Source organism: Streptomyces sp. E-08 (assembly GCF_049913095.1).
GTDB lineage: Bacteria > Actinomycetota > Actinomycetes > Streptomycetales > Streptomycetaceae > Streptomyces.
Genome location: NZ_CP183971.1, coordinates 342,697 through 364,688, shown reverse-complemented (window position 1 = coordinate 364,688; position 21,992 = coordinate 342,697). Strand labels below are relative to the sequence as shown.

Sequence of the window (21,992 nt, the reverse complement as noted above, 5' to 3'; positions counted from 1 at the left end):
CTCCTTACGGCCGGCGGTCCGGCTCGTCCGGACCGCCGGGTCGATGTTCGTGGACGACCTGCGGTGTCTTGTGGGTACGGGGGTTGACGGCGAGCCGCTCCACGACCCGTACCGAGAACGATCCGGGTGCCGCGGCCACCGCCCAGCCCAGCCGGTACACCCGGGTGAGGACGCGACGGCGGGTCTCCTCCTCGACCGCCGCCACGGGAGTGCCGGCGTCCACGACGATCCGCACTTCCATCCGCTCGTCGGGACGGCCGTGGCCGAACAGGGCGATCTGGGCGTCGCGCACCCCGTCGACCGTGCGCGCGACGTCGGTGATGTCACCCGGCATGAGGAGGATGCTCACGAACTTCAGCTGCGGGTCGTCCCGGCCGAGGACGCGCAGGGCGGGCTCCGGCTTCCCGCACGGGCAGGACACCAGGGCGCCTCGGTCGCCCACGCGGTAGCGGAGGATCGGATTGACCGACGAGGGATGGGTGTTGGTGACGAGGACGATGTCGTCGACGATCTCGACGTGCTGGTACGGCAGGACGTGGAAGGTGTCGACGGGGCAGCGCGGTCCGTTGAGCCCGATGACCCAGGTCTCCGTGGATCCGTAGACTCCGTACAGCTCCGCGTCCGGCATCAGGCGCTGGGTCAGTTCTCGTACGCGGGGACTGAATCCCTCGCCGGTCCACAGGAGTTTGCGGAACGAGGGCAGCGGATGTCCGGTCGATGCGCAGAAGTCGAGGATGTGCGCGATCTGACTGGGCGTCGAATCGAGCGCCGTCGCCCCGAGCCGTTCCGTGAACTCCAGCCATTCCGCCAGTTCGTCGTGGTCCACGGAACCCAGCGGAATGGTCACCGCCCCGGACCGGTGCGCGAGCATGTTGAAGAAGTTGTGCGAGGACCAGAGCCGCCCCGGCGTATTGAAATTGACGAGGACGTCGTCGGGGGCCAGGGGCTGCCAGTCCTTGAGGATGTCCTCGACGAACATGCCGGTCGGCACCAGGCTGAGCTTGGGTGCCGAGGTGGTCCCGCCACTGCCGTAGACGTAGGCCCCGTGGAGACGCCCGCGCGCCACCTGGACGAGGTCGTCGAGGAGCCCGGCCAGGTCCAGCTTGGTCAGCACGGGCAGGTCGGCCAGCGCGAGCGGACCACTGTGCTCGGCGAACTCCTCGTAACGGGCCCGCAGGCCCGGCACGGCCGCGACCTCGCCGACCAGCCTGCTCAGCGCGGCCGGAGACAGCTCCCGGATCTCGGTGCGCCGCCCCCTCCGGGAGGCGTCGGTGGTCGTGACGGACGGTGTGGTCGTCATGAGTCGTTCTCCTCCGTGGACGTGGACGTGGACGTGGACGGGAGACGTACGGGGATCGATGCGCCGGATGCCCGCAGGCGGACGGCCCGGGGCGCCTGCCAGGCGGGCAGCGCGCGCAGCGCCGCCGCCGCGACGGTCCGCCGCTCGCGCTCCGTACCGTCGACGAGGACCTCGTACCACTCGCCGCGCACCGGATCGGGCACCGCGACGCAGCGCAGGTCGGCTCCCGGGACGGATCCGCGCAGGACGGCCTCGATGTCGGCGAGCCCGGCCCTCCGGCCGTTGATCTTGATCAGCCCGCCGCGCCGCCCGGCGAGGCGGTAGGTCCGCGGGCCGGTGACGGTCACCAGGTCGTCCAGGACGTGCTCGGGCGCGGGCGGGCCCTCGGTGCGGACGGCGATCCGCGGGCTGCGGACGGCCAGGGGCACGGGCGACGGCGCCGCCACGGAGACCTCCCGGCGCGCCGCGAAGGTCACGTCGGGGGCGAGCGCGAAGTCCCATCGACCGTCCGCGCGGGTGCCGACCATGCCCGTCTCCGTGGAGCCGTGCACCTCCAGCAGGGCCAGCCGCGGAACGGCACGGCGCACGGCCACGGCGGCGTCCGGGAGGGGCGCGGTGCTGTGCGCCACCGTCAGCCGCTCGTACCCGCGCAGCTCCCGCAGCGAACGCCGCAGCTGCCACCAGGTCGACGGCACGGCCACGTACAGCGGACGGTGCGCTCCGCGCGGCAGCGGATCGACGGGCCGCGCGTAGTGGGCGCGGCGCCCGAGCAGCGCCGGCACCAGGCAGCCGAACAGCAGCCCGTACAGATGGCGCAGCGGGGCGTGGACGACGAAGAGGTCCGCGGGTTCGGCGGCCAGGAGATCCGCGATGTGCCGGGCTTCCCGGACGAGCTGTTCGCGGGTCCGCCACCAGACGACCGGCTCGCCCGTGGTGCCGGACGTTTCGAACGGCAGCCGGGGCGGGAGCGCGGCGAGCAGGTCGCCGTCGTCACGGATGCCGAGGTCCGACCACTCCACGCTGTGTCCGAAGGGGGTCGCGCGCAGGGTCAGCGCGTCTTCCATGCAGGCCGCGGCGGAAAGGCCCGTGGTGTCGGTCAGCATCAGAATCCTCCGCTCAGGACGGCCTGGTCGGCCAGCTTGCGCCGGACGAGCTGCTCGATGGACGTGACGCTGGCGAAGGTGGCGCGCAGGTCGTCGTCCACGAGGTCGACGGACACGCCGAACTCCTGCTCCACCAGGCCGACGGTGTCGAGCACGGTGAGGCTGTCGTACTGCTCGTAGCGGGAGCCGAGGGCGACGGCGTCCGCCGCCGGGTCGAGGTCGGCGTGCACGAGTCGGCCGACGATCTCCCGGATGCGCCGTCCGAACTCGTCCTGCTCGCCGTTCCGTACGTCAGCCATGTGACGCCACTCCGTTCAGTAACTCGGTTCCGACGCGGTGTAGTTCGGGCCGCACGGGCACGAACTGGATGAAGATGCGTTCCGGTGCGACATGGGGGGCCAGTTCCCCGACGACCCGTCCGGCCAGCCGGTCGAGGAAGGCCGTCGGCCGGGTCTCGCCGACGGTGCAGTGCACGAAGGCGAAGTGCGCCCCGGTCCCGCCGTCGAGCGGGAAGGGTCCGCTGAACACCTGGCGGGGGTCGGCCGTGACGAACTTGGTGATCACGTGATTGATGTCGACGCCTTCTCCGCGCAGCCACAGGCTGAGGTTCTTCGCGAACCGGCGGTGCAGGTGGGGGTCGTCGACTGTGGTCTCGACGGTGATGGTCGGCATGGGTTCCTTCGGGGGCGGTCGGCTGGTGGGGAAGCGCGTCCGGGCGGGGGTCAGAAGGTGCGGACGGCTTGCGGCCCGGCGGGTTCGGAGGCTGAGGGCGGGATGCGGCTCAGGCCGGGGGTCGGAGATCGAGGGCCGTCAGCGGCTAGGCGGGGGGTCAGAGATCGAGGGCGGGAAGCGGCCCGGGCGGGGTCAGAGGTTGAGGGCGGGAAGCGGCTCGGGCCGGTTGAGCAGCGTGCCGAGTGCGGCGGCCAGCGGTCCCGCCGGGCGGCGCCCGAGCGGACTCCAGGCATAGAGCCCCGCGTCCCGGCGGACCTTGGTCAGGAAGCGGGCGACGTCCGCGTCGTGCGCTGCGTCCTCGGGCAGCCGCAGGGTCTGCCGGGCGAGCACCGCCTGGTAGGTCGAGGACAGGTCGGGGATACCGCGTGGCGTGGCAGCGTAGCCGCCGAGGCGTGACCGGAACGCGTCGAGCAGGACGGACTGTTCCCGCGCCTTCTCGTGTGCGCCGAGCAGGCGGAGCACGCGCAGCGCCTGGGCCGTGCCGGCACAGGTCACCTTGCCGTCCGGCGCGTACCGGTACCCGGCAGCGTCACGGCAGGACGCGAGGAAGGCGTGGAGGGCGGCGGTGTCGAGCGCGTCCGGGCTACGGCCGAGGACGGAGAGGATCTCCACGGCGGAGGCGGTGGCCGCGATGTCCGAGGCCCGTCCGTGCCAGTACCCGAAGCCGCCGTCGGCGTTCTGGAGGCGCCGCAGCCAGTCGGCCAGCCGCTCGCCGTCGAGGCCGGTGATCCGCGCCGGGCCGGTGGTGCGGTCCGAGTCGGTGCCCTGCTCCGGGCCGCCGGTCCGATCCAGGCCCGTGGCTCGGTCCACGGACGTCGCGTCCCGAGGTGCGGTCGCCGACAGGGCCGATACGGCCCACAGTGTGCAGCGGATCTCGGCGCCCCGGCCCGGCATGTACATCACCCCTCCCTCGTACGGAAGGTGCGCCGCACGGAGCCAGCGCGCCGCGGCGTCGGTGTGTCCCCGGGAGGAGGAACCGGCCGTGCCCCGGTCGCCCGGGGACGCCGCACCTCCGGGTGCCGCTTCCGTCAGCAGGAGCGCCGCGGTGGCGAGGCTGTCCCCGGCGGCCTCCACGGCGCGGTAGGTGAAGCCCCCTTCGGGGAGCTCGCACTGCCGCAGGAAGGCGAGCACGGGAGCGGCGTACGGCACCTCCCGCCCCAGCGTCCCGAGGGCGCCCACGGCACTGAAGGAGGCCCAGACGTCGGGGTGCGGGTAGTCCTGCCAGCGGGTGAACGCGGTGTCCGGGCCCTGCCGGCCGGTGATCCAGCCGACGCAGTCGTCGGCCCGGACGGGCTTGGCGCCGAGCGCCTCCATCGCCCGCACGGCACGGAAAGTGGCCCACAGGCACGTGTCGGTGGCCGCCTCGTCGAAGACGAACCCTCCGTCGGGTGTCTGGCGGTCGCCCAGCCAGCCGACCAGCTCGGACTCGCGCCACACCGTGGGCGTGTCGCCGAAGGCCGCGCGCCAGGCCATGGAGCCGTAGTAGCAGGCCCGTACGTCGGACTCCGCCGCGCCCGGGTACCAGCCGAGGCCGCCGTCCGGCCGCTGGAGCGCGCCGAGCCAGTCACGCAGCGGTGACCCGTCCGGTACGGGGCGGCCCAGGATCTCGGCGAACGTCCGGGTGGCGTAGTACGTCGCCCAGACGTCGGGCTCTTGCCCCGGTGTCATGGCGAACCCGCCGGACGGGTGCCGGGTGCTGCTCAACCAGTCGGCGAGAGGGGCGAGTGCGGGGATCTCGCGCCCGAGGTCCTTGAGGGCCTGGGTGCAGTAGTACGTCGCCCAGACGTCGGAGGGCAGCCCCTTCTGCCAGGCGAACCCGCCGTCCGTGTTACGGCACGACAGCAGGAACCGCGCCGTCGCCTCCGGGTCGTCCGGGGCCTCGCCGAGCCACGTCAGGGTGCGGACCGCCGCATACGTGCACCACAGGTCGGCCCCGCCCTGGCGGGCGCCGCCGTCGGCGGTGCGGAAGGCGTCGAGAGCCATCGGTCACCGCACCCACTGCACGTTGGTCCGCTTCCAGTTCTTCTGGCTGCCGCCCGACTTGTTGAGCGCCGGAAGCTGGGCCACGGACGTGATCTGGGCCCAGGTCACACCGCGCTCGGCGAACCGGACGCGTACCGCCTCGTGCAGGTCCTCCGGGTCCGCCGCGTAGTCCACGTCCCGCTCAAGGACGAGCCGCGCCGTCGCACCGGCAGCCCCGTCGGGCCCCTGTTCCACCGCCTTGAGCTGGATCAGGTAGCCGGTCACCCCCGGCACGCTGTGGACGACGCTCTCGACGGCGGAGGCGGTCAGCGGAACACCGCCGACCGGGACCGACTCCGACTCCCGGCCGTGCACGGTCAGTACGGGCAGCCGCAGCCCGCAGGGGCAGCTGTCGCCCGCCGAGACGCTGACCAGGTCACCGGTGCCGTACCGCAGGAGCGGCCGGGCGAAGTTGTTGAGGGTGGTCACCACGAGTTCGCCGGTGCGGCCCGGTTCGGCGGGCACCAGCCCGTCGTCGCCCCTGACCTCGGCGAGGTGGCTCTGCGCCAGCAGGTGCAGCCGGTCGTGCTCGCAGCTCGCGGCGATGGTGCCGGTCTCGGTGCTCCCGTACGACACGTCGAGCACCCGGGCGTCCCAGGCCTCGGCGAGGCGGGCGCGCAGCGGCGCCGTGCTGACCTCGCCCAGCAGCATCAGGGACTCGACACCCCTGCTGATCTCGGCGAGGCGGCCGTGCCGCTTGAGCAGCCGGGTCCACTGGAGGGCGACGCCGGGGGCGACGAAGACGTGCTGGGGCCGGTAGCCGGCGAAGAGGGACTCGACGCGGTCCCAGTCGCAGATCCCCTGGGTGAACGGGTAGCTGCGCAGCATGGTGCAGTCCAGGTACTCGGCCACGCTCGCCACCAGGTCACAGACGGGCGCGACGTCCGAGGGCAGCAGGGCGGCGACCCGGTCTCCCGGCCGCAGCGTGCGGGCCCAGACAGTGGCCACGGAGACCGAGTTCCACGCCATGTCGGCGGGCAGGCGCGGTGTCGGCGTCGGAGTCCCGGTCGAACCGGAGGTCTCGTAGTACTTGTGGAAGCGGTCGGCGCCCTGCCGGAGGAAGAGTTCGGGGCGTTGCTTCAAGGAGGACTTCTCGGTCACCGGAATCGCGTGCAGGTCCCGGTTCTCGACGTCGGGAAGGTCCTGGAAATAGGGGACGTCAGCCACTCTCTTCCACAGCAGATCCAGCTTCTGCCGCTGCCGTAACGAGAGGAAATCCGGTGCGAAATCCCGTTCGAGCAACTCCAGTCGTTCCTGGTGTGCGTCGGTCAGGGATTCGTATGCCGCCGAGCCTGGTGACCACAAGGCGCTCAGCCCCTCTCGTGAGCGGAGATTCGGAAAACGGCCGGGATCAAGCACGGACGACCCTGCCTCACGAGGAGCGGGAAACGACAGGGCGGACAGACGACTGCAACGGCAGGCAACGCGATTGCAATAACTGATTAACAGTCAACTGCCTTGATTTATATACGGTGTTGTCATGACGATCCGCCAACAGGACGTGCGTCGACAGGAGATCGTGATCCGGGACGTGGCGAAGGAGGACGTGCCCGCGTGGAAGCGAGCCGTCTCCTCCGCCTTCCTCCGTACCCCGATCGAGGGTGACCAACGGCTCCGGGAGCTGTCGGGGACCGAGGGCCGCCTCGTCGGCGCCTACGACGCGGCGGACCGGTGCGTCGCCACCCTGCGCGGATTCCACTCCGAACTGACCGTCCCCGGGGGCGCGGGCCTGGGCGTCCTCGCGATCGCCAACGTCGGTGTCCTGGCGACCCATCAGCGGCGCGGACTGCTCACCCGGATGATGCGCCGCGAGCTGCGCCGCGCCGCCGACCGGAGCGCGGCCGCCGCCGTGCTGATCGCGGCCGAGCCCACGGTCTACGGCCGCTACGGCTTCGGCCCGGCGACCCGGCTCGCCGGGTACGAGGTGGACGTCACCAGGGCCCTCGGCCTCCGCACACCGCAGACCGCCGCGTCCGGCACGGTCCGGATGCTTCCCTGGACCGAGGCCCGGGACATCGGCCCCGCGCTCTTCGAGCGCTTCCGGCGACGGCAGGCCGGCGTCGTGGCCCGCGACCCGGCGTGGTGGCGCGTCGACACGGGTGGCCTGCGCCACCCCCTGCGCGAGTCGGCCGAACCGTTCTGCGCGGCCCACGTCAACGGGGACGGCCAGGTCACCGGCCTTCTGACGTACCGGATCGCACACGGCTGGGACGGCGGACTGCCCGACGCCAGGCTCCACGTGCTCGACCTGATCACCCTGGATGCCACCGCCTCCGCAGCCCTGTGGCGGCACTGCCTCTCGCAGGGCTGGGTGTCCCGAGTGAGCGCCCCCAATCTGGCACCCGACGACCCGCTCCCGCTCCTCCTCGGCAACCCGCGCGCCGCCCGTCGCGCCGAGACGGACTGCGACTTCCTCTGGCTGCGCCTCCTGGACCTGCCGCGCACCCTGTCCTCCCGCACCTATGCCGGCGCCGGGCGCCTGGTCCTGCGCGTGACCGACGACGCCGGGTACGCGGACGGCTGGTTCGCCCTGGAGACGGCCGAGGACGGCACCGGCACGTGCGTCCGCGTCGCACCCCGGCGCGCGGACCTGGCGCTCGACGTGAGCACCCTCGCGAGCCTGTACCTCGGGCACGAGACCGCCGCACGCCTCCACGCGGCCGGGCTGATCGAAGAACTGACCCCCGGCGCGACGCACCGCGCGGACTCGGTCTTCCGTACCCCGCTCGGACCATGGTGCCCGGACGGGTTCTGACGCGCGCTGCCGCTCGGGGGAGCTCCTGAACAGGCGGGCGGTGAGCGGCCGTTGGACTCGGCACACTCCTGGCGGCGCTGGCCTGCCCCGTGGCTGGCGGAGGCGTGGAGCGCGCGGACGGCGATCGCACCCGACGTCCTCTGCGAACCTGGGGTCATCGAGCGTGAGGAGTACCGGACCGACGGATCACCGGGCCCGGGCCCGGCGCGCGGAGGGAAGGACCATCCCATGACGACCTTCGTGTTGATCCACGGGGCCGAGGACGGCGCCTGGAGCTGGCACCTCGTGGAAGCCGCGTTGCGCGAGCGCGGCAACGACGTGGTGGCCGTGGACCTGCCCAGCGAGGACGAGACGGCGACCTGGAACGAGTACGCCGACACCGTCGTCGAGGCGATCGCCGATCGGACGGACCTGATCGTCGTCGGCCACTCCCTGGGCGGCTTCACCGCGCCCCTCGTGGCCGAACGCGCGGGCGCCGACCTCGTCGTGTTCGTCGCCGGAATGATCCCGCGGCCCGGCGAGAGCGCGAACGAGTGGTGGGCCGCCACCGGCCACAGCGACCTCGTCCGCACCAGCGAGGAGGAGTTGTTCTACCACGACGTCCCACCCGCGCTGGCCGCGGAGGCCCGGCGGCGCGCACGGATCCAGCGGGAGACCCCGATGGACCGTGCCTGGCCGCTGGAGCGGTGGCCGTCCATCCCGTGCCGGGTGCTCGTCGGGCGCGACGACCGCTTCCTGCCCGAGGAGTGGAGCCGCCGCGTCGCCAGGGACCGCCTGGGCGTCGAGGCCGACGTGATGGACGGCGGCCACTGCCTTCCCCTGAGCCGACCGGAGGAGTTGGCCGAGAGACTGGAGCAGTACGCCGAGGCCCGGTAGGGGAGCGTCCGCGGCGGCCCGACACGTCGGGTCGGGCCGATGGTCGCCCGCCTACGGGACGCGATGCACCTGATGATCGTCGCTCTGTGAATCCACCTGATCACTTACGGCTAGAATCGCGGGTGCGCCGCAGCCGTGCGGCGGACCCGGACAGGGGGGCATTCACATGGCCATCATCGTCACCTTCACCTTCCCCGGCGCGGGACAGGAGCTCTACGACGCGGTCATCGAGCGCGTGACCGACGGGCAGGGCTTCACGCAGTTCGCGGACCTCGGGAATCCGGGTCTCATCTCGCACGCCGCGGGCCAGGGCGACGACGGGTTCCATGTGACCGAGGTCTGGGAGAGCGTGGAGGCCCTCGAAGCCCACGCGAAGACCTTCGGCCCGATCCTGGCCGACCTCGGCCACGCCGACGTACAGCCCACGATCCTCCCGGCGCACAAGGTGGTCGTCCACTAGCACCCTGACCGGAATGATTTGCCGGAACTGGTCAGGCTGCGCCGGCGGGAGACCTCGGTGCCAGGCGTCGGACGCCGCACACGGCCCCCAGAAGCCGCGCTGCCAAGAGTCGGAAGGATGAGTTCGTGACGTCGTACGTCTGCCCCAGCTGTGACATCGACTTCGGCTACCCGCAGGGCCTGGCCGTCCATCAGGAGCTCGGCTGCGACTGGGGCGACGACGGGACCCAGGGCGACGCCACGTACTGCTGCGGCATGGTCTATGAGGAGGGCGAGTCCACCTGTCGCAGCTGCGGTGAGCCGCTGTAGCTCTGATCCCCGGCTCCTGTGCGGAAGGGTCCGGTGGCCGGAAGGCTTGAGTCTCCGGTAGGGGGAGACGCGAAGCTGGGGCCATGAACGGCGAGACGCTCCACTCGATCGGTGACCTGGCACGGCGGACGGGTCTGACGGTGAAGGCCATCCGCTTCTACGCGGACACCGGGATCGTGCCACCGACCGACCGCACCCCTTCCGGATACCGCCGGTACGGCTCCGATGCCGTCGCGCGCATCGAACTCGTACGCACCCTCCGCGAACTCGGAATCGATCTGGCCACGATCCGCAAGGTCATGGACCGGGAGGTCTCGCTGACGGACGTCGCGGCGACGCACGCCGAGGCACTGGACGTGCAGATCCGCGTCCTGCGGCAGCGCCGCGCCGTGCTGACGTCGGTGGCCCGGCGCGGCTCGACACCCCAGGAGATGGAACTCATGCACCAGCTTGCCCGTCTGTCGGAATCCGAACGGCACTGCCTGATCGACGACTTCCTCGATGCCGTCTTCGACGGCCTGCGCGACAACCCCGTCTTCGCGGCGGCGACCCGGTCGCTGACACCCGAGCTTCCCGACGACCCCGAGCCCGAGCAGATCGAGGCGTGGACGGAGCTGGCCGAGCTCTCCCAGGACGACGACTTCCGCTCCGCGTTGCACGGCATGGCGCGGGATCTGGCGACGGACCAGGCGCCGGACCATGCCACGGGGCTGCCCCGGATCCTCGCGGAAGCCGTCCGGGCCCAGGTGGCGCCGGCTCTCGAGGCCGGTGTCGAGCCGGACTCGGCCGAGGCGGAGCCGATCGTGGCCGCGCTGGTGCTCTACTACGCGCACATCCTCGGGCGCGAGGCCGCACCCCCGGCTCCCGCCCTCCACCGAGGCCTCGCCGCCCGGCTGGAGCAGATGAACGACCCGCGCCGGGACCGGTACCTGTCGCTGCTGGCCGTCGTCAACGGCTGGCCGGCCCCGGAGAGTCTGGAACCCGTGCTGACCTGGGCCGCTGAGGCCCTCCGTAGCCGCATGGACGAGCAGCGGTGAGCCGATCACGAGCACACCGTCCTCGACGAAGGAAGGGACGACGGACCTCGTGACGAACGGGGCCTGGCTGCGGCGGGTCGCCGTGTGTAGCGTCGCTCCATGACCGACGAGATCACGGCCAGGCTGGGCAGAGACTTCTACGTGTTCGACGGCCGGATCCTGGAGGTCTTCAGCAGCCATCCGCACCGGTTCCACATCCGGAACATGGACCTGAGGGTCACGGGCCCGGACCGGAAAGGGAGATGGACCGTCGTGATCGTCGCCGGTCCGCCCGAAGCCCCGGCGACGCAGCACACATGGCACCACTCGGCGGAGGACTGGCAGCGGGCGCAGGGCTTGGAAGCCCTGCTGGAAGCGGTACGGGCGGGTATAGCGTCGGCCCGGGAAGGCGGAGCCTGAGGGCCTGACCAGGCACCCTCACCCTCGCGGGCAGCCCGGAGGTCCCGCCCCGGCGGCACGTGGAACGCCTGCCCCGTACTGTCGCGTTCGCCCACATGGGTCGGCACGGACCTGGAGGTCGTCCACCGTGTGGTGGACGACCTCCGGGTCCCGGTCCTCACGCCCCGGTGTTCCCGCTCACCCGCTCGACCGGGATCCACAGCTGGGAGCCCGTCTCCGTGCCGATCTCCACCGGCTGCGTCCGCAGCAGCTCCGGACCCGGCCGGCTCGCGTACGGGTTCGACGGGAACCACTGCGTGAACACGTCCCGCCACAGCTCCTGGAGGGCGCTCGGATACGGCCCGTGGTTGTCGAAGACCGCCCACGTCCCGGCCGGCACGTCGAGAGCTTCGAGCTCCTCCGCGCTCGCCTCGGGCCCGGCGACCACACCGATCCAGTAGTCCACCTCGGCCCCTTCCTCCCGGCTGTCGGTCAGGTGCTCCACCGCCGACAGCACCCCCTTCGGCTCCCCGTCGGCCAGCTCCTTCATCCGTACGATCGCCTGCATGTCCAGACTCTGGACGTGCGCGGCGGCCGCCGCGTTGACCCCCTCGTGCACGAGAGGCACCCGGGCCTTCCTGCCGACGACCCGAAACGCCTCCTTCTCGACGATCCGGTACCGCATGGTCGTACTCCCTTCGACGACGACACGGAAGGACATGCGCGGCTGCGCCGTGAGCGTCGCACCCGTGCGCCGGGCCTCGCCGGGCCCGATGCCGTGCACCGACCGGAACGCCCGGGCGAACGCCTCGCCCGAGCCGTACCCGTACCGCACGGCCACGTCGAGCAGCGTCCGCTCCCCGCCCAGCACCTCGGCCCCGGCGAGCGTCATGCGCCGGCGCCGTACGTACACGGAGAGCGGCATGCCGGCGAGCGCCGAGAACAGGCGCCGGAAGTGGTACTCCGACGCCATGGCGATCCGGGCGACCTCGGCGACGTCGATCTCCTGGTCGGCGTCCGCTTCGAGGCAGCGCTCGATGTGTTCGAGTGCCTGGTTGAGCTGCTCAAGCACGGCTGCTCGTCCTTCCTTCTGATGTCTTCACCGTAGGAATCGCCACCCTTCCAGCACCCGATGATCCGTGCCCGGAACGATCGGGTGACCAACCGCGTCGCGAGGCGTACGTGGCGCGCTCGCCCAGGAAGGGCCCTCCGGCACGGTGACGGCATGTTCGAGCTGTCGGCCCGCGCTCCTGCCCGTCCTAGCGATCGTGGTGCGCGAGGAGTCCATGGAGCAGTTGCTCCACGTGGCCGGGGGCCTGCTCCGGCTGGAGTGGCGCGTGGCCGACCAGGAGGCGGTACCAGAACAGCCCGAAGAAGTGGTCGGTGGCGGCGGCCAGATCGGCGGTGGCCGGGAGTTCGTCGCGGCGCACGCCCCGCGCGAGCAGGGCGAGCACCACCGCGCGTCGGCTCTCCACCCACTCTTGGAACGGTTCGGCGAAGGCGGGGTCGAGCTGCGCCTCTGCCATGAGCCCGCGGAGAGTCCTCACCCGGACGGGGTGCGCGGTGACCCCGTACAACGCGATGGCGAAGGCGGTCAGGTCGCCGGCGAGCGACCCGGTGTCGGGTTCGGGCATCCGTTGTTCGACGGCCGTGCGGTACGCGTCCATGACCAGGGCCGGCTTCGACTTCCACCAGCGGTAGACGGTGCTCTTGGCGACATCGGCACGCGCGGCGATGCGTTCCATGGTGACGGCCTGGTAGCCGAGTTCCTCGACGAGTTCGATCGCGGTGGCGAGGACGGCGTCGTGGGCGTCCTGGCTGCGGATCCGTCCGCCGGTCCGGCGGCCTTGGGATTCTCCGGTGGGCACGTCGTTCACGGTAGCAGCGTGCTTTCGTGAATCGAAACGATACGGAGCGTTTTGATTGGGGGAGTGGATCATGAGTGAGATCGTGGTGTCGCACGGCTACGGCGCCGGCGACGACAGCGTCTGGTTCCCGTACCTGACCGAGCGGCTCGCGGCAGCAGGACACCGAGTGACCGTGCCCCGCCTGCCGGACACCGCCACCCCCCGGCTGGAGCCCTGGCGCAAGACCTACGGCGAAGCGGTCCTGGCCGCCGGTCCGGCCGAAACCACCGTGCTCGTCGGGCACAGCATCGGCGGGGTCAACGTGCTGCGCTTCCTGGAGCAGTACGACCCCGAGACCCACGGCTTCTTCGCGGGGGTGCTCCTGGTGGCGACGTCCGCCCACGAGGTCGGGTACGACGCGCTCGCCGAGTTCTTCGAGGGAGGCTTCGACTGGGACCGGATCCGTCGCTCCGCCCGTCACTTCCGCGTCCTCCAGGCCATGGACGACCCGGTCAACCAGCCGGACCCGACCGAACATGTCCGGCTGCTCGTCGACGGCCTCGGAGCGACCGCCGTGGTGACGGCTGCCGGAGGACACTTCGGCGCGACCCCGGATGACCACGTCGAGGTACCGGAGGCCGTCCGGCTCGTCACGGAACTGATCGCGACCTGACCGGCCGGCGGCCGAACGCAACCGCCCCGGCCCGGCGGGACCGGCCGACCCTGATGCCTCCGGGGACCGCTGCCGGACCGTGCCAGTCGTTGCGGAGGAACCGTCCGATCGACGGCCGCGCACCCGTGGTGCAGAGCCCGGGCAGGCGCCACCCGGCCTTCACCCCGGCAGATGCCACCCGGCCTTCACCCCGGGCAGGCGCCACCCGGCCTTCACCCCGGCAGATGCCACCCGGCCTTCACCCCGGGCAGGCGCCACCCGGCCTTCACCCCGGGCAGGCGCCCCCCGTCCTTCAACCCCGGCAGGCGCCACCCGGCTTCTTCCCGAACGGAGCGGCCGGGCAGCGGCCGGTCGATCTCAGACCACCGAGAGCAGGTCCACCACGAAGACGAGCGTCGAGTTCGCCGGGATCAGCGACGAGGGCGACTGCTTGCCGTAGCCGAGGCGCGGCGGAACGACGATCTCGCGCCGGCCGCCGACCTTCATCCCTCTGATCCCCCGGTCCCAGCCCTTGATGACCCTGCCACCACCCACGGCGAACTTGAACGGCTGACCCCGGTCCCAAGAGGCGTCGAACTCCTTCCCGGACGCGAAGGTGACCCCGACGTAGTGAACCTGGACGACCCGGCCGGGCTTCGCCTCGGGCCCGTCCCCGACGACGAGGTCCCGGATCGTCAGCTCGGTGGGCGCGTCACCCTGCGGAAGGTCGACCTCGGGCTTCGTCAGTTCACTCATTGCAGCCTCATCACTCTCCGCCGGAAGTCCTCGTACGGACCAGCCGGTCGCATGGTCACTCCACGCGGTAGACGATCACGCTACCGAGAACGCGGACCCCTGGAGTGCGGCAGCTCCGGCACCAGCCCTCTGCTACGGCCAGAGGTGCGCCACCGCTCCACCCCGCCTGCGCGCACTTCAGGTGGTGACGGTCGCGGCGTCGATGACCTCGTCGAGCACGTCGCGCGAGCGGATGAGGTCGAGGATCATGCGGTCGATGCGGTCGCGTTCGGCGGTCAGTTCCTCGACCAGCTCGCCGGTGGTGATGGCGGTCGGGCCGCCGTCGCTGTCCCGCATGCACGGAAGCAGCAGCGCGATCTTCTTGCTGCCCAGGCCCGCCGCGTACAGGGCCTGGATGCGGACGACCCGGTCGACCGCCCACTCCCCGTACGCCCGATGGCCGCCGGGGGTGCGCTCGGAGAGCAGCAGGCCCTGCTGCTCGTAGTAGCGCAGGGAGCGCTCGCTCACTCCGGCGCGTCGTGCCAGTTCGCCGATCCGCATACCCACTCCCCGTTCCCGCGGTCTGCTCTTGAACCTGACATTGGTGTCAAGTTCTACGGTACCGGCATGACGAACAACGCAGGCGGATCCCGCCTCTTCGAGTCGACCACCCTCGGCCCCCTCTCCCTGCCCAACCGGCTGGTCATGGCCCCGCTGACGCGCAACCGCGCCGACGCCGACGGAGTACCGACGCCGCTCATGGCCGCCTACTACGCCCAGCGCGCCTCTGCCGGCCTGATCATCGCCGAGGCCACCACACCGAACGCCGTCGGCCAGACCTACGCCGACATCCCCGCGCTCCACACGGCGGCCCACGTGGCCGGATGGCGACGGGTCACCGATGCGGTGCGGGAGGCCGGCGGACGGATGTTCGTGCAGCTGCAGCACGGAGGGCGGGTCGGCCACCCCGACACCAGCGGGCACGTGCCCGTCGCGCCCTCGCCGGTGGCGCTCCCGGAGGAGATCCACACCCCCGGCGGACCCCGGCCGTCCGTCGTCCCCCGTGAGCTGACGGTCGAGGAGATCCGCTCGACCGTGGCCGACTTCGCCGCCGCCGCACGGCGGGCCGTGGACGCGGGCTTCGAGGGGGTCGAGGTGCACGCCGCCAACGGGTACCTGATCCACCAGTTCCTCGCGAAGAACACCAACCGGCGCACCGACGCGTACGGCGGTGACGTAGCACACCGGATCCGGTTCGCGGTGGAGGTGGTACGGGCCGTGGCCCATGAGATCGGACCCGAGAGGGTGGGTGCGCGCATCTCTCCCGGAGTCGGCGTCAACGGCATCGAGGAGGGCGACACCGACAGCATCTACCCCGCTCTCGTGGCCGCCCTGGCCGACCAGGGACTCGCCTACCTGCACGTCGTGTTCGCCGACCCGGACCAGCCGCTGTTCCAGGAGATCCGCAAGGCCTGGCCGGGCACACTGGTCGCCAACCCCGTCCTGGGATGGGGCGGACCGCTGCCCGCCGACGGAGGCCGTGGCGCCGCCGAGCGGCTGCTCGCCGCGGGGGCCGACCTGATCTCCCTCGGCCGCGGCTTCCTGGCCAACCCCGACCTGGTCGAACGCCTGCGCGTGGGTGCGTCGCTCAACGCCGTACGGGACCAGTACCTGATGTACACGGGCGGGGCGACGGGCTACACCGACTACCCCACACTGGCCACGCCCGTGCCGGCCGCGCTCTGACGAGAGGGCGCACCGTGTGCCGACTCGTCATCCGGCGGAAGAGCCGGGGCCGGCCGGGCAGAGTCTCCTGCCCGGCACGGCTCACGGTCTGTCGTCGGTGCGGTGAGCCGGTGTCACCTCAGGTGTCGGGTGAAGAACTGGTCTGCGGCGTCGCTCGCGTACTGCGGGACGCCGGTGTGCCCGCCCATGTTGGCGTGGAGGGTCTTCTCTTCGGAGCCGAGGGCGTCGAACAGGTCCAGGGACGCCTGTCGGTCGTTCCCCTGGTCGTCCCATTGCAGCAGGACGTGAAGGGGAATGGTGACGTGGCGGGCTTCTTCGAACATGGCGCGGGGCACGAAGCTCCCGGCGTACAGGACGGCGGCGGAGACGCGCGGTTCGACCACCGCGAGCCGGACGCCGATGGAGATCACGCCGCCCGAGTACCCGACGGGTCCGCTGATGCCAGGCAGCGACAGCAGCGTGTCGAGGGCGGCCTGCCATTCGGGGACGGCCTTGTCGACGAGGGGGAGGACGAGGGCGTCGATGATCTCGTCGGTGACCGGTTCGCCGGCTTCGATGGCCTGGCGGAGGTCGGCGCGGGCCTGGTCGACGGCGGGCAGACGAGGACGGTCGCCGCTTCCGGGGAGCTCGATGGTGGCGGCGGCGAAGCCCCGTGCGGCGCAGTGCCGGGCCCGGTCCAGAAGCCGCGGGTACATGGTGCGCAGCCCGAGGGGAGGGTGGCCGAGCAGGATCAGCGGTGCCGGCGTGGACGCGGATTCGGGCGTCCACAGGATGCCGGGGATGTCGCCGAGGGTGAATGCGCGCTCGAGGAGGTTGTCGGCGAGGCGCTGTTCGGAAGTGAAATGCATGGTCGTGCCTTTCGGAGTGCACAGTGACGGCGCTCCCGGACGACGACCTATCGCCCGACCGTGACCCCGGAGGGGAGCACCCATGTCGATACGTTCACGGGTACCACCTCCTTGTTCTCTCGCACGGCCATCGAAAACGTAACAGCGGCCGCCGCGCTCCGGCAAACGGGTTTTGGCGAGTACGAGGACACACGGGGCGGCACCCACTGCGCCGGACCGCGCTCGGGCCGGCGCCGCAGGACCCGCGATCGGTTCGTCGCGGAGGTGACGAAGCAGTTCTCTCGAGAGGGTGCAAACTGCGGTCGCCCGACATGAACCCTCACCTCGTACTCTCCGCACACGACTGCTGATCCGTTCCGGTTCTCACGTGGTGGTGCGGGCCTGCTGCGCCGGGTTTCCCCGGAGGCCCCGGTATATGAGGCCGAGGACGAAGGACTGAAGCAGCGCTGCGAGGGACAGCGCCGCGTAGAAGTACCCGATCGCCAGGCCCGAGTCGCCGTCCGCGAAGTCGGGGAGGAGCAGGAGCATGCTGGTGGGCGCGGTGATCAGGAGCATCCAGACGGCCGCGAAGCTGTTGTCTGCGGTCGCCGAGGCGAACACCATGGGGAGCGCCGCCGCGACCACCAGGCCGAGGTAGACCAGCGAGGCGGGGTTGGCGAACGTGAGCCGGACGAAGGTGCGGGGGCGGCTGTCTCGCATGATTGATTCCTCCTGGGCGGATCGGTTCCGCCGTGTCGACGAGGGTTCCATCGTGCGGCGCGGCGGCCGCCGGCGCCTGAGTAGCGCTACTCAATCCGTTGTGGGGGCCTGCGCGTTGGGGGTCGTGTAGTTGATCACGGCGGCGGCAGTCGTGAGGGCGGCGCGGTGGCCGGGGTGGGCGTCGGTCGGCGTCGGGGGCGCGGCCCCCTGCGGGCTCGCGGGGCGGTGCTGGACCCAGAACTCGTCTATGACGTGCCCTCCGTCGGCCAGTCCTCGCTGCGTTCCGGAAGCAGCAGGACGTCGACGAAGCCGCCGACACCCAGGCCGATGTCCACGAAGATCCCGATCGCACCGGGGCGAGGAACCTTCACGACGACACCTTCGACAACCTGCCCGAAGCGGAGGCCCCTCCGCATCCGAGCCCACGCGACATCTGTCACCACGAAGGCATCTTTGGACGGTCGTCCGGCGTCGACCTCGCCTGCTCCGTTCGCGCTGATGGCCGTCAGGGAAGTGGCGTGCGGTGCAGGTTGATGAGGAGTCGCCAGACGCGGTGCGCGATCTCGGGCGGGGTGGCGTCGATGAGGCCGTGCAGCCAGTCGGCGAGTACTCCCGCGAACGTCGCTGCCACGGCGGAGGCGACCAGGTCCGGTTCCGGGGCGCCGGCCAGGGCGCGCTCGGTACGGCTTCGGGCCCGCAGGTCCTGGTGGAGTACGACCCCGAGGGGACCGCTTCCGCCCGGGCGCAGCAGCTCGCGGTAGAGCACGGTGTGCGGGGCGATGCGCTCGAAGAACGCCAGCAGGGCCGCGGGAGGAGCCTCGGGGTCGGGCGTCCCCCGCCATGCGTGCAGGGCGTCCACGGCTTCGCGGACGATGTCCGCGCAGGCGTCGACCGCGAGGGCCTCCAGGTCTGTGTAGTGGAGGTAGAACGTGGCGCGGCCGACGCCCGCCCGGCGTACGAGCGCGGCGACGCTCACGTCCGCCAGCGGGCGCTGGGCGCATTCCTCCAGGAGTGCCCGGCCGAGCTTGGCCCTGGTCCGTGCCGTACGGGGATCGCCGGGGGACGCGGCGTTCATCGGGCGATCAGCACGGCGGCGAGCGCCAGGGCGCCCGGAGTCGCCTGGGCCGTGAGAATCCGTCGATTGGTGGTGAGTCCGCCGTACAGGCCGGCGACGACCACGCAGACGAGGAAGAAGACCTGGACCCGGAACCCGGTGGGGTCATCCGCGATCAGGCCCCAGACGAGCCCGGCGGCCAGGAAGCCGTTGTAGAGGCCCTGGTTCGCGGCCAGCGGCGCGGTGGCCTTGGCCATGGCGGCGTCGAAGCCCGAGAGCTTGCGGCCGGGCCCCCGCTGCCACAGGAACATCTCCAGGACCAGGATGTAGGCATGCAGGGCGGCTACGAGCCCGACCAGGACGTTTGCGGTTGATTCCATCGGAATACGGACCTCTCGAATTAGTGGACAGGTGTCCATGATACCTGGACACCTGTCCATCAATTCTCGATGACTGCTCAGGCCGTCCGTGATGTGTACGGCACGGGCCTCGTGTCACCGGCGGTGAAGATCACCGCGGCGGGCGCGGAAGTACGCATTCGCGGCAGGGAGGAACATCAACACGACCGCGCCGAGGACGGCTGCCGCGTGCAGCGTGCGACTGGCGCCGAATGCCAGGTCCATCGCTCCCGCCTCCCTCCATGCCGTACCGAGGGAGTGGCCCTGGGCCAGGGCCCGGATCGGCTGGGCCACCATCGACGCGGTTCCCGCGACGCCGAGGCCGAGCGCCAGAGTCATCCGTGCCCAGTGGTGTCCGCGGCGCATCTGGACCGCGATCAGCAGTGCCGCAGTGAAGACGGGCAGTCGGATGGCGAGACCGACGGCGATCTCGCCGGCGGAACCCGAACCGTCGCCCGCCATCTTCACTAGGGCCAGCGCGGTTTCGAACACGCCGGCCGCAACCGCCGTCACCCATAAGGCCAACGCCCCTCGCACCACCGTCGGCGGTGTCGAGGCGCCGGCCTCGACGGAACGGGCGCGGGCGGGGGAGTGGGAGCGGGTCGACGATGTCTGCTGCGCGGCGTGTGTCATGTGGAGTCTCGATCCGTGACGGGAGGACTGTCGTTTCCGTGGTCCTGATCCTTCCGTCCCGCACCGCGCGTGGCCTGCCCGCTATCTGGCGGAACCCTCCGGGGGTTGTCCCCATGGCCTCGGGCGCGCCCACCGGTCACCAGGCATGTCGAGGGGAGTGGTTGCGTCGCGGAGCGAGTCGGACCGTCGCGCGCGTGATCACGTCATCGAGGTGGAGCCGGGCCGAACGTCGCTTTGCTCAGTGCGAGTTGACGTGTGAGAGGGCTTGACGGAAGGTCTGGCGCCTCCATAACTTCACACCTTGATAAAAGCCTTGCCGTCGTCTTGTGGCGCGCGCACGACGGACCGGCCCGCCGCGGCCGGGCCGTCCGTAGCGGCGCCGCGAGCGTCCCCACCGAAAGGCATGTCAGGTGCTGAGCAGTTCTTGGTTGTACGCGGGACGCGGGCGGTCGCGCCCCCGTCGTCTCGCCGCTCTCGTATCCGGCGTCCTGCTCGCGAGCGGTCTGGTCGTGACCGGCCCCGGCGTCGCGCAGGCCGCCGGTGAGCGGGTCGACGTCTGGCTGACGACCACCTCCGACGCCGGAGGCCGTACCGTGACGCGGGGTCTGGCCCCGCAGGCGCCCCTCGCCTTCGGCCCCGCCGGAGGCAGCGCGAGCCACACCATCACCGTCGACGATTCCGTCACCTACCAGCAGTTCGAGGGTGCCGGCGCGTCCATCACCGACACCACCGCCCATCTCCTGCGTGGCGGGGCGGTCAGCGCCGCCACCCGCGACGAGGTCATGCGCAAGCTGTTCTCGCCCTCCGACGGGATCGGCCTGTCCTTCGTCCGCAATCCGATCGGCGCCTCTGACCTCTCCCGGCCCGGCAACGTCTCCCTCGACGACACCTGCTGCGACCTCGCCGACTTCGGATCCAACGGCTACGACACGAACGTGCGGCTGCTGACCGCCCAGGCCAAGCAGCTCAACCCGGCCCTGCGGGTGAAGGCGGTGCCGTGGAGTGCCCCGGGATGGATGAAGGACAACGGCCGGATGGACCAGATGGGCTGGCTGAAGTGGGAGTACTACCCGCTCTACGCCCAGTACCTGGTCAAGTACATCCAGAGCTACCAGGCAGCCGGGATCAAGGTCGACTACCTCTCCGTCCAGAACGAGCCCAACTGCTGCCAGGCCGGCAACCCCACCGCCATGAACTACCCGGGCATGAGCTGGAACCCCTCCGGCCTCGTCGAGTTCACCAAGAACCACGTCTACCCGGCGTTCCGCGCCGCCGGCATCACCACCAAGGTCCTCGTGCACGACTGGAACTACGGCGACTACGCGAACTTCGGCGCGGCCGTCCTGGGTGACAGCGGTGTACGGAACGACCCCCTCTTCGGCGGCATCGCCTGGCACGGCTACGCCGGGGACCCGGCCGTCGGCAGCCAGGTCCACGACCAGTACCCGTCCGTACGGCAGTTCAGCACGGAGCACTCCGGCGGCACCTGGATCACGAACCAGCACGACGAGGATCTCAAGGACCTCGTCGGATACGCCCGGAACTGGAGCAGCAGCCTCGTGAAGTGGAGCCTGGCGCTCAACCAGGACATGGGCCCGCACAACGGCGGCTGCGGCACCTGCACCGGGCTGATCACCGTCCAGGAGGGCGGTCCGCGCGCCGGACAGGTCGACTACACGATCGAGTACTACACGACCGGTCACCTCACCAAGTTCGTCCGGCCCGGCGCGTACAGGATCGCCTCCACCGACGACTCCACCGTCCCGAACGTGGCCTGGCGCAACCCGGACGGCTCGAAGGCGCTCATCGCCCACAACGCCGGCTCCTCCGCCCAGTCCCTCCGCGTCGACTGGGGCGGCCAGTCCTTCACGTACACCCTGCCCGCCCGCACCACCGCCACCTTCACCTGGTCGGGTACGACCACGGGCGCGCCGACCGGACCGCTGACCGGCCTCGCCGGGAAGTGCCTCGACGTCGCCGGAGCGTCCACCGCCGACGGCACCCCCGTCCAGCTCTACACCTGCAACGGAACAGCGGCCCAGCGCTGGACGCTCGCCGCCGACGGCACCGTCAGGGCCCTGGGCAAGTGCCTCGACGTCACGGGAGCCGGAACCGGCGACGGCGTCAAGGTGCAGCTCTACACCTGCAACGGGACCGGTGCGCAGCGCTGGTCGTACAACCCCACGACACACGACGTCGTGAACACCGCCGCCGACAAGTGCCTGGACGTCACGGGCAATTCCTCGGCCGACGGCACCCGCGCCCAGATCTGGACCTGCACCGGCGCCGCCCATCAGAAGTGGACCCACCAGCCCTCCTGATCCGTTCGGCCGTCCGTGACGCTCCTCCCCGGACACCGCATGCCGCGCCGGCGCCACCGGAGAACCGCCGCCCCCCGCCCCCGGCGCC

General features: G+C 71.3%; 25 protein-coding genes. 9 read left to right on the top strand and 16 right to left on the bottom strand.

Annotated features, from left to right (window positions below):
- Positions 1 to 4: 4 nt before the first annotated feature.
- The 6 genes from ACN9MM_RS01830 to ACN9MM_RS01805 form a co-directional block, all read right to left on the bottom strand.
- On the bottom strand, positions 5 to 1,300 hold the full coding sequence (locus tag ACN9MM_RS01830) for an AMP-binding protein (protein WP_426361968.1): 1,296 nt from the start codon (positions 1,298 to 1,300) through the stop codon (positions 5 to 7).
- On the bottom strand, positions 1,297 to 2,403 hold the full coding sequence (locus ACN9MM_RS01825; RefSeq protein ID WP_426361967.1) for an AMP-binding protein: 1,107 nt from the start codon (positions 2,401 to 2,403) through the stop codon (positions 1,297 to 1,299). Before ACN9MM_RS01825 ends, ACN9MM_RS01830 begins: the two co-directional genes overlap by 4 nt.
- Positions 2,403 to 2,702 carry a hypothetical protein gene (locus ACN9MM_RS01820; protein ID WP_426361966.1) on the bottom strand — a complete coding sequence of 100 codons (300 nt, stop codon included), beginning with the start codon at positions 2,700 to 2,702 and terminating at the stop codon, positions 2,403 to 2,405. Before ACN9MM_RS01820 ends, ACN9MM_RS01825 begins: the two co-directional genes overlap by 1 nt.
- The gene (locus ACN9MM_RS01815) at positions 2,695 to 3,075 is read right to left on the bottom strand and encodes a hypothetical protein (protein ID WP_426361965.1); all 381 of its coding nucleotides are present in this window, start codon (positions 3,073 to 3,075) and stop codon (positions 2,695 to 2,697) included. The genes ACN9MM_RS01820 and ACN9MM_RS01815 overlap by 8 nt, the downstream gene beginning before the upstream one ends.
- Before the next feature lie 192 nt (positions 3,076 to 3,267).
- Positions 3,268 to 5,118, bottom strand: a complete 1,851-nt coding sequence (locus ACN9MM_RS01810) for a prenyltransferase/squalene oxidase repeat-containing protein (RefSeq protein WP_426361964.1) — start codon at positions 5,116 to 5,118, stop codon at positions 3,268 to 3,270.
- Between the two features lie 3 nt (positions 5,119 to 5,121).
- Positions 5,122 to 6,324 carry a phenylacetate--CoA ligase family protein gene (locus ACN9MM_RS01805; protein ID WP_426361963.1) on the bottom strand — a complete coding sequence of 401 codons (1,203 nt, stop codon included), beginning with the start codon at positions 6,322 to 6,324 and terminating at the stop codon, positions 5,122 to 5,124.
- A 313-nt stretch (positions 6,325 to 6,637) separates the two neighbouring features.
- Here ACN9MM_RS01805 and ACN9MM_RS01800 point away from each other — a divergent pair, with 313 nt between their 5' ends.
- From ACN9MM_RS01800 to ACN9MM_RS01775, 6 genes are all read left to right on the top strand, one after another.
- A complete protein-coding gene (locus tag ACN9MM_RS01800) occupies positions 6,638 to 7,912 on the top strand; it encodes a GNAT family N-acetyltransferase (protein WP_426361962.1) in 1,275 nt (424 codons plus the stop codon).
- Positions 7,913 to 8,140: 228 nt separating this feature from the next.
- Positions 8,141 to 8,788: an alpha/beta hydrolase gene (locus tag ACN9MM_RS01795; RefSeq protein ID WP_426361961.1), complete on the top strand. Its 648-nt coding sequence runs from the start codon at positions 8,141 to 8,143 to the stop codon at positions 8,786 to 8,788.
- A 166-nt stretch (positions 8,789 to 8,954) separates the two neighbouring features.
- On the top strand, positions 8,955 to 9,248 hold the full coding sequence (locus ACN9MM_RS01790) for a hypothetical protein (protein WP_383662351.1): 294 nt from the start codon (positions 8,955 to 8,957) through the stop codon (positions 9,246 to 9,248).
- Positions 9,249 to 9,373: 125 nt separating this feature from the next.
- Entirely contained in the window at positions 9,374 to 9,556 is a 183-nt protein-coding gene (locus tag ACN9MM_RS01785; protein WP_426361960.1) for a hypothetical protein, read from the top strand.
- An 83-nt stretch (positions 9,557 to 9,639) separates the two neighbouring features.
- Complete coding sequence (locus ACN9MM_RS01780; RefSeq protein ID WP_426361959.1) at positions 9,640 to 10,593, top strand: MerR family transcriptional regulator; 954 nt, start codon at positions 9,640 to 9,642, stop codon at positions 10,591 to 10,593.
- A 99-nt stretch (positions 10,594 to 10,692) separates the two neighbouring features.
- Positions 10,693 to 10,992: a hypothetical protein gene (locus ACN9MM_RS01775; protein ID WP_426361958.1), complete on the top strand. Its 300-nt coding sequence runs from the start codon at positions 10,693 to 10,695 to the stop codon at positions 10,990 to 10,992.
- A gap of 157 nt (positions 10,993 to 11,149) precedes the next feature.
- Here the strand turns inward: ACN9MM_RS01775 and ACN9MM_RS01770 are convergent, their stop codons facing one another.
- Both ACN9MM_RS01770 and ACN9MM_RS01765 read right to left on the bottom strand, forming a co-directional pair.
- On the bottom strand, positions 11,150 to 12,043 hold the full coding sequence (locus tag ACN9MM_RS01770; protein WP_426361957.1) for an AraC family transcriptional regulator: 894 nt from the start codon (positions 12,041 to 12,043) through the stop codon (positions 11,150 to 11,152).
- Between the two features lie 187 nt (positions 12,044 to 12,230).
- The gene (locus tag ACN9MM_RS01765; protein WP_426361956.1) at positions 12,231 to 12,848 is read right to left on the bottom strand and encodes a TetR/AcrR family transcriptional regulator; all 618 of its coding nucleotides are present in this window, start codon (positions 12,846 to 12,848) and stop codon (positions 12,231 to 12,233) included.
- Positions 12,849 to 12,909: 61 nt separating this feature from the next.
- Here ACN9MM_RS01765 and ACN9MM_RS01760 point away from each other — a divergent pair, with 61 nt between their 5' ends.
- Positions 12,910 to 13,491, top strand: coding sequence for an RBBP9/YdeN family alpha/beta hydrolase (locus ACN9MM_RS01760; protein WP_426361955.1), 582 nt, complete (start codon positions 12,910 to 12,912; stop codon positions 13,489 to 13,491).
- A 357-nt stretch (positions 13,492 to 13,848) separates the two neighbouring features.
- Here the strand turns inward: ACN9MM_RS01760 and ACN9MM_RS01755 are convergent, their stop codons facing one another.
- Positions 13,849 to 14,226 carry an FKBP-type peptidyl-prolyl cis-trans isomerase gene (locus tag ACN9MM_RS01755; protein WP_426361954.1) on the bottom strand — a complete coding sequence of 126 codons (378 nt, stop codon included), beginning with the start codon at positions 14,224 to 14,226 and terminating at the stop codon, positions 13,849 to 13,851.
- Positions 14,227 to 14,403: 177 nt separating this feature from the next.
- The gene (locus tag ACN9MM_RS01750) at positions 14,404 to 14,766 is read right to left on the bottom strand and encodes a MerR family transcriptional regulator (RefSeq protein ID WP_426361953.1); all 363 of its coding nucleotides are present in this window, start codon (positions 14,764 to 14,766) and stop codon (positions 14,404 to 14,406) included.
- 66 nt (positions 14,767 to 14,832) lie between these two features.
- Between ACN9MM_RS01750 and ACN9MM_RS01745 the strand changes: the two genes are divergently transcribed.
- The gene (locus ACN9MM_RS01745) at positions 14,833 to 15,951 is read left to right on the top strand and encodes an alkene reductase (RefSeq protein ID WP_426361952.1); all 1,119 of its coding nucleotides are present in this window, start codon (positions 14,833 to 14,835) and stop codon (positions 15,949 to 15,951) included.
- Positions 15,952 to 16,064: 113 nt separating this feature from the next.
- Here ACN9MM_RS01745 and ACN9MM_RS01740 read toward each other — a convergent pair whose 3' ends face one another.
- The 6 genes from ACN9MM_RS01740 to ACN9MM_RS01715 form a co-directional block, all read right to left on the bottom strand.
- Complete coding sequence (locus ACN9MM_RS01740; protein ID WP_426361951.1) at positions 16,065 to 16,799, bottom strand: alpha/beta hydrolase; 735 nt, start codon at positions 16,797 to 16,799, stop codon at positions 16,065 to 16,067.
- Between the two features lie 363 nt (positions 16,800 to 17,162).
- On the bottom strand, positions 17,163 to 17,498 hold the full coding sequence (locus ACN9MM_RS01735) for an SCO4225 family membrane protein (RefSeq protein ID WP_426361950.1): 336 nt from the start codon (positions 17,496 to 17,498) through the stop codon (positions 17,163 to 17,165).
- A 245-nt stretch (positions 17,499 to 17,743) separates the two neighbouring features.
- Positions 17,744 to 17,869 carry a hypothetical protein gene (locus ACN9MM_RS01730; protein ID WP_426361949.1) on the bottom strand — a complete coding sequence of 42 codons (126 nt, stop codon included), beginning with the start codon at positions 17,867 to 17,869 and terminating at the stop codon, positions 17,744 to 17,746.
- A 134-nt stretch (positions 17,870 to 18,003) separates the two neighbouring features.
- Positions 18,004 to 18,573: a TetR/AcrR family transcriptional regulator gene (locus tag ACN9MM_RS01725; protein WP_426361948.1), complete on the bottom strand. Its 570-nt coding sequence runs from the start codon at positions 18,571 to 18,573 to the stop codon at positions 18,004 to 18,006.
- On the bottom strand, positions 18,570 to 18,932 hold the full coding sequence (locus tag ACN9MM_RS01720; RefSeq protein WP_426361947.1) for a DUF1304 domain-containing protein: 363 nt from the start codon (positions 18,930 to 18,932) through the stop codon (positions 18,570 to 18,572). Before ACN9MM_RS01720 ends, ACN9MM_RS01725 begins: the two co-directional genes overlap by 4 nt.
- A 114-nt stretch (positions 18,933 to 19,046) precedes the next feature.
- On the bottom strand, positions 19,047 to 19,583 hold the full coding sequence (locus tag ACN9MM_RS01715) for a hypothetical protein (RefSeq protein ID WP_426361946.1): 537 nt from the start codon (positions 19,581 to 19,583) through the stop codon (positions 19,047 to 19,049).
- Positions 19,584 to 19,993: 410 nt separating this feature from the next.
- Between ACN9MM_RS01715 and ACN9MM_RS01710 the strand changes: the two genes are divergently transcribed.
- Entirely contained in the window at positions 19,994 to 21,904 is a 1,911-nt protein-coding gene (locus ACN9MM_RS01710; RefSeq protein WP_426361945.1) for a ricin-type beta-trefoil lectin domain protein, read from the top strand.
- Positions 21,905 to 21,992 lie beyond the last annotated feature (88 nt).

Coding starts and splice junctions, on each gene's coding strand:
- ACN9MM_RS01830 (WP_426361968.1), bottom strand. CDS start 1,300: ATGACGACCACACCGTCCGTCACGACCACCGACGCCTCCCGGAGGGGG.
- ACN9MM_RS01825 (WP_426361967.1), bottom strand. CDS start 2,403: ATGCTGACCGACACCACGGGCCTTTCCGCCGCGGCCTGCATGGAAGAC.
- ACN9MM_RS01820 (WP_426361966.1), bottom strand. CDS start 2,702: ATGGCTGACGTACGGAACGGCGAGCAGGACGAGTTCGGACGGCGCATC.
- ACN9MM_RS01815 (WP_426361965.1), bottom strand. CDS start 3,075: ATGCCGACCATCACCGTCGAGACCACAGTCGACGACCCCCACCTGCAC.
- ACN9MM_RS01810 (WP_426361964.1), bottom strand. CDS start 5,118: ATGGCTCTCGACGCCTTCCGCACCGCCGACGGCGGCGCCCGCCAGGGC.
- ACN9MM_RS01800 (WP_426361962.1), top strand. CDS start 6,638: ATGACGATCCGCCAACAGGACGTGCGTCGACAGGAGATCGTGATCCGG.
- ACN9MM_RS01795 (WP_426361961.1), top strand. CDS start 8,141: ATGACGACCTTCGTGTTGATCCACGGGGCCGAGGACGGCGCCTGGAGC.
- ACN9MM_RS01790 (WP_383662351.1), top strand. CDS start 8,955: ATGGCCATCATCGTCACCTTCACCTTCCCCGGCGCGGGACAGGAGCTC.
- ACN9MM_RS01780 (WP_426361959.1), top strand. CDS start 9,640: ATGAACGGCGAGACGCTCCACTCGATCGGTGACCTGGCACGGCGGACG.
- ACN9MM_RS01775 (WP_426361958.1), top strand. CDS start 10,693: ATGACCGACGAGATCACGGCCAGGCTGGGCAGAGACTTCTACGTGTTC.
- ACN9MM_RS01760 (WP_426361955.1), top strand. CDS start 12,910: ATGAGTGAGATCGTGGTGTCGCACGGCTACGGCGCCGGCGACGACAGC.
- ACN9MM_RS01755 (WP_426361954.1), bottom strand. CDS start 14,226: ATGAGTGAACTGACGAAGCCCGAGGTCGACCTTCCGCAGGGTGACGCG.
- ACN9MM_RS01750 (WP_426361953.1), bottom strand. CDS start 14,766: ATGCGGATCGGCGAACTGGCACGACGCGCCGGAGTGAGCGAGCGCTCC.
- ACN9MM_RS01745 (WP_426361952.1), top strand. CDS start 14,833: ATGACGAACAACGCAGGCGGATCCCGCCTCTTCGAGTCGACCACCCTC.
- ACN9MM_RS01740 (WP_426361951.1), bottom strand. CDS start 16,799: ATGCATTTCACTTCCGAACAGCGCCTCGCCGACAACCTCCTCGAGCGC.
- ACN9MM_RS01735 (WP_426361950.1), bottom strand. CDS start 17,498: ATGCGAGACAGCCGCCCCCGCACCTTCGTCCGGCTCACGTTCGCCAAC.
- ACN9MM_RS01725 (WP_426361948.1), bottom strand. CDS start 18,573: ATGAACGCCGCGTCCCCCGGCGATCCCCGTACGGCACGGACCAGGGCC.
- ACN9MM_RS01720 (WP_426361947.1), bottom strand. CDS start 18,932: ATGGAATCAACCGCAAACGTCCTGGTCGGGCTCGTAGCCGCCCTGCAT.
- ACN9MM_RS01715 (WP_426361946.1), bottom strand. CDS start 19,583: ATGACACACGCCGCGCAGCAGACATCGTCGACCCGCTCCCACTCCCCC.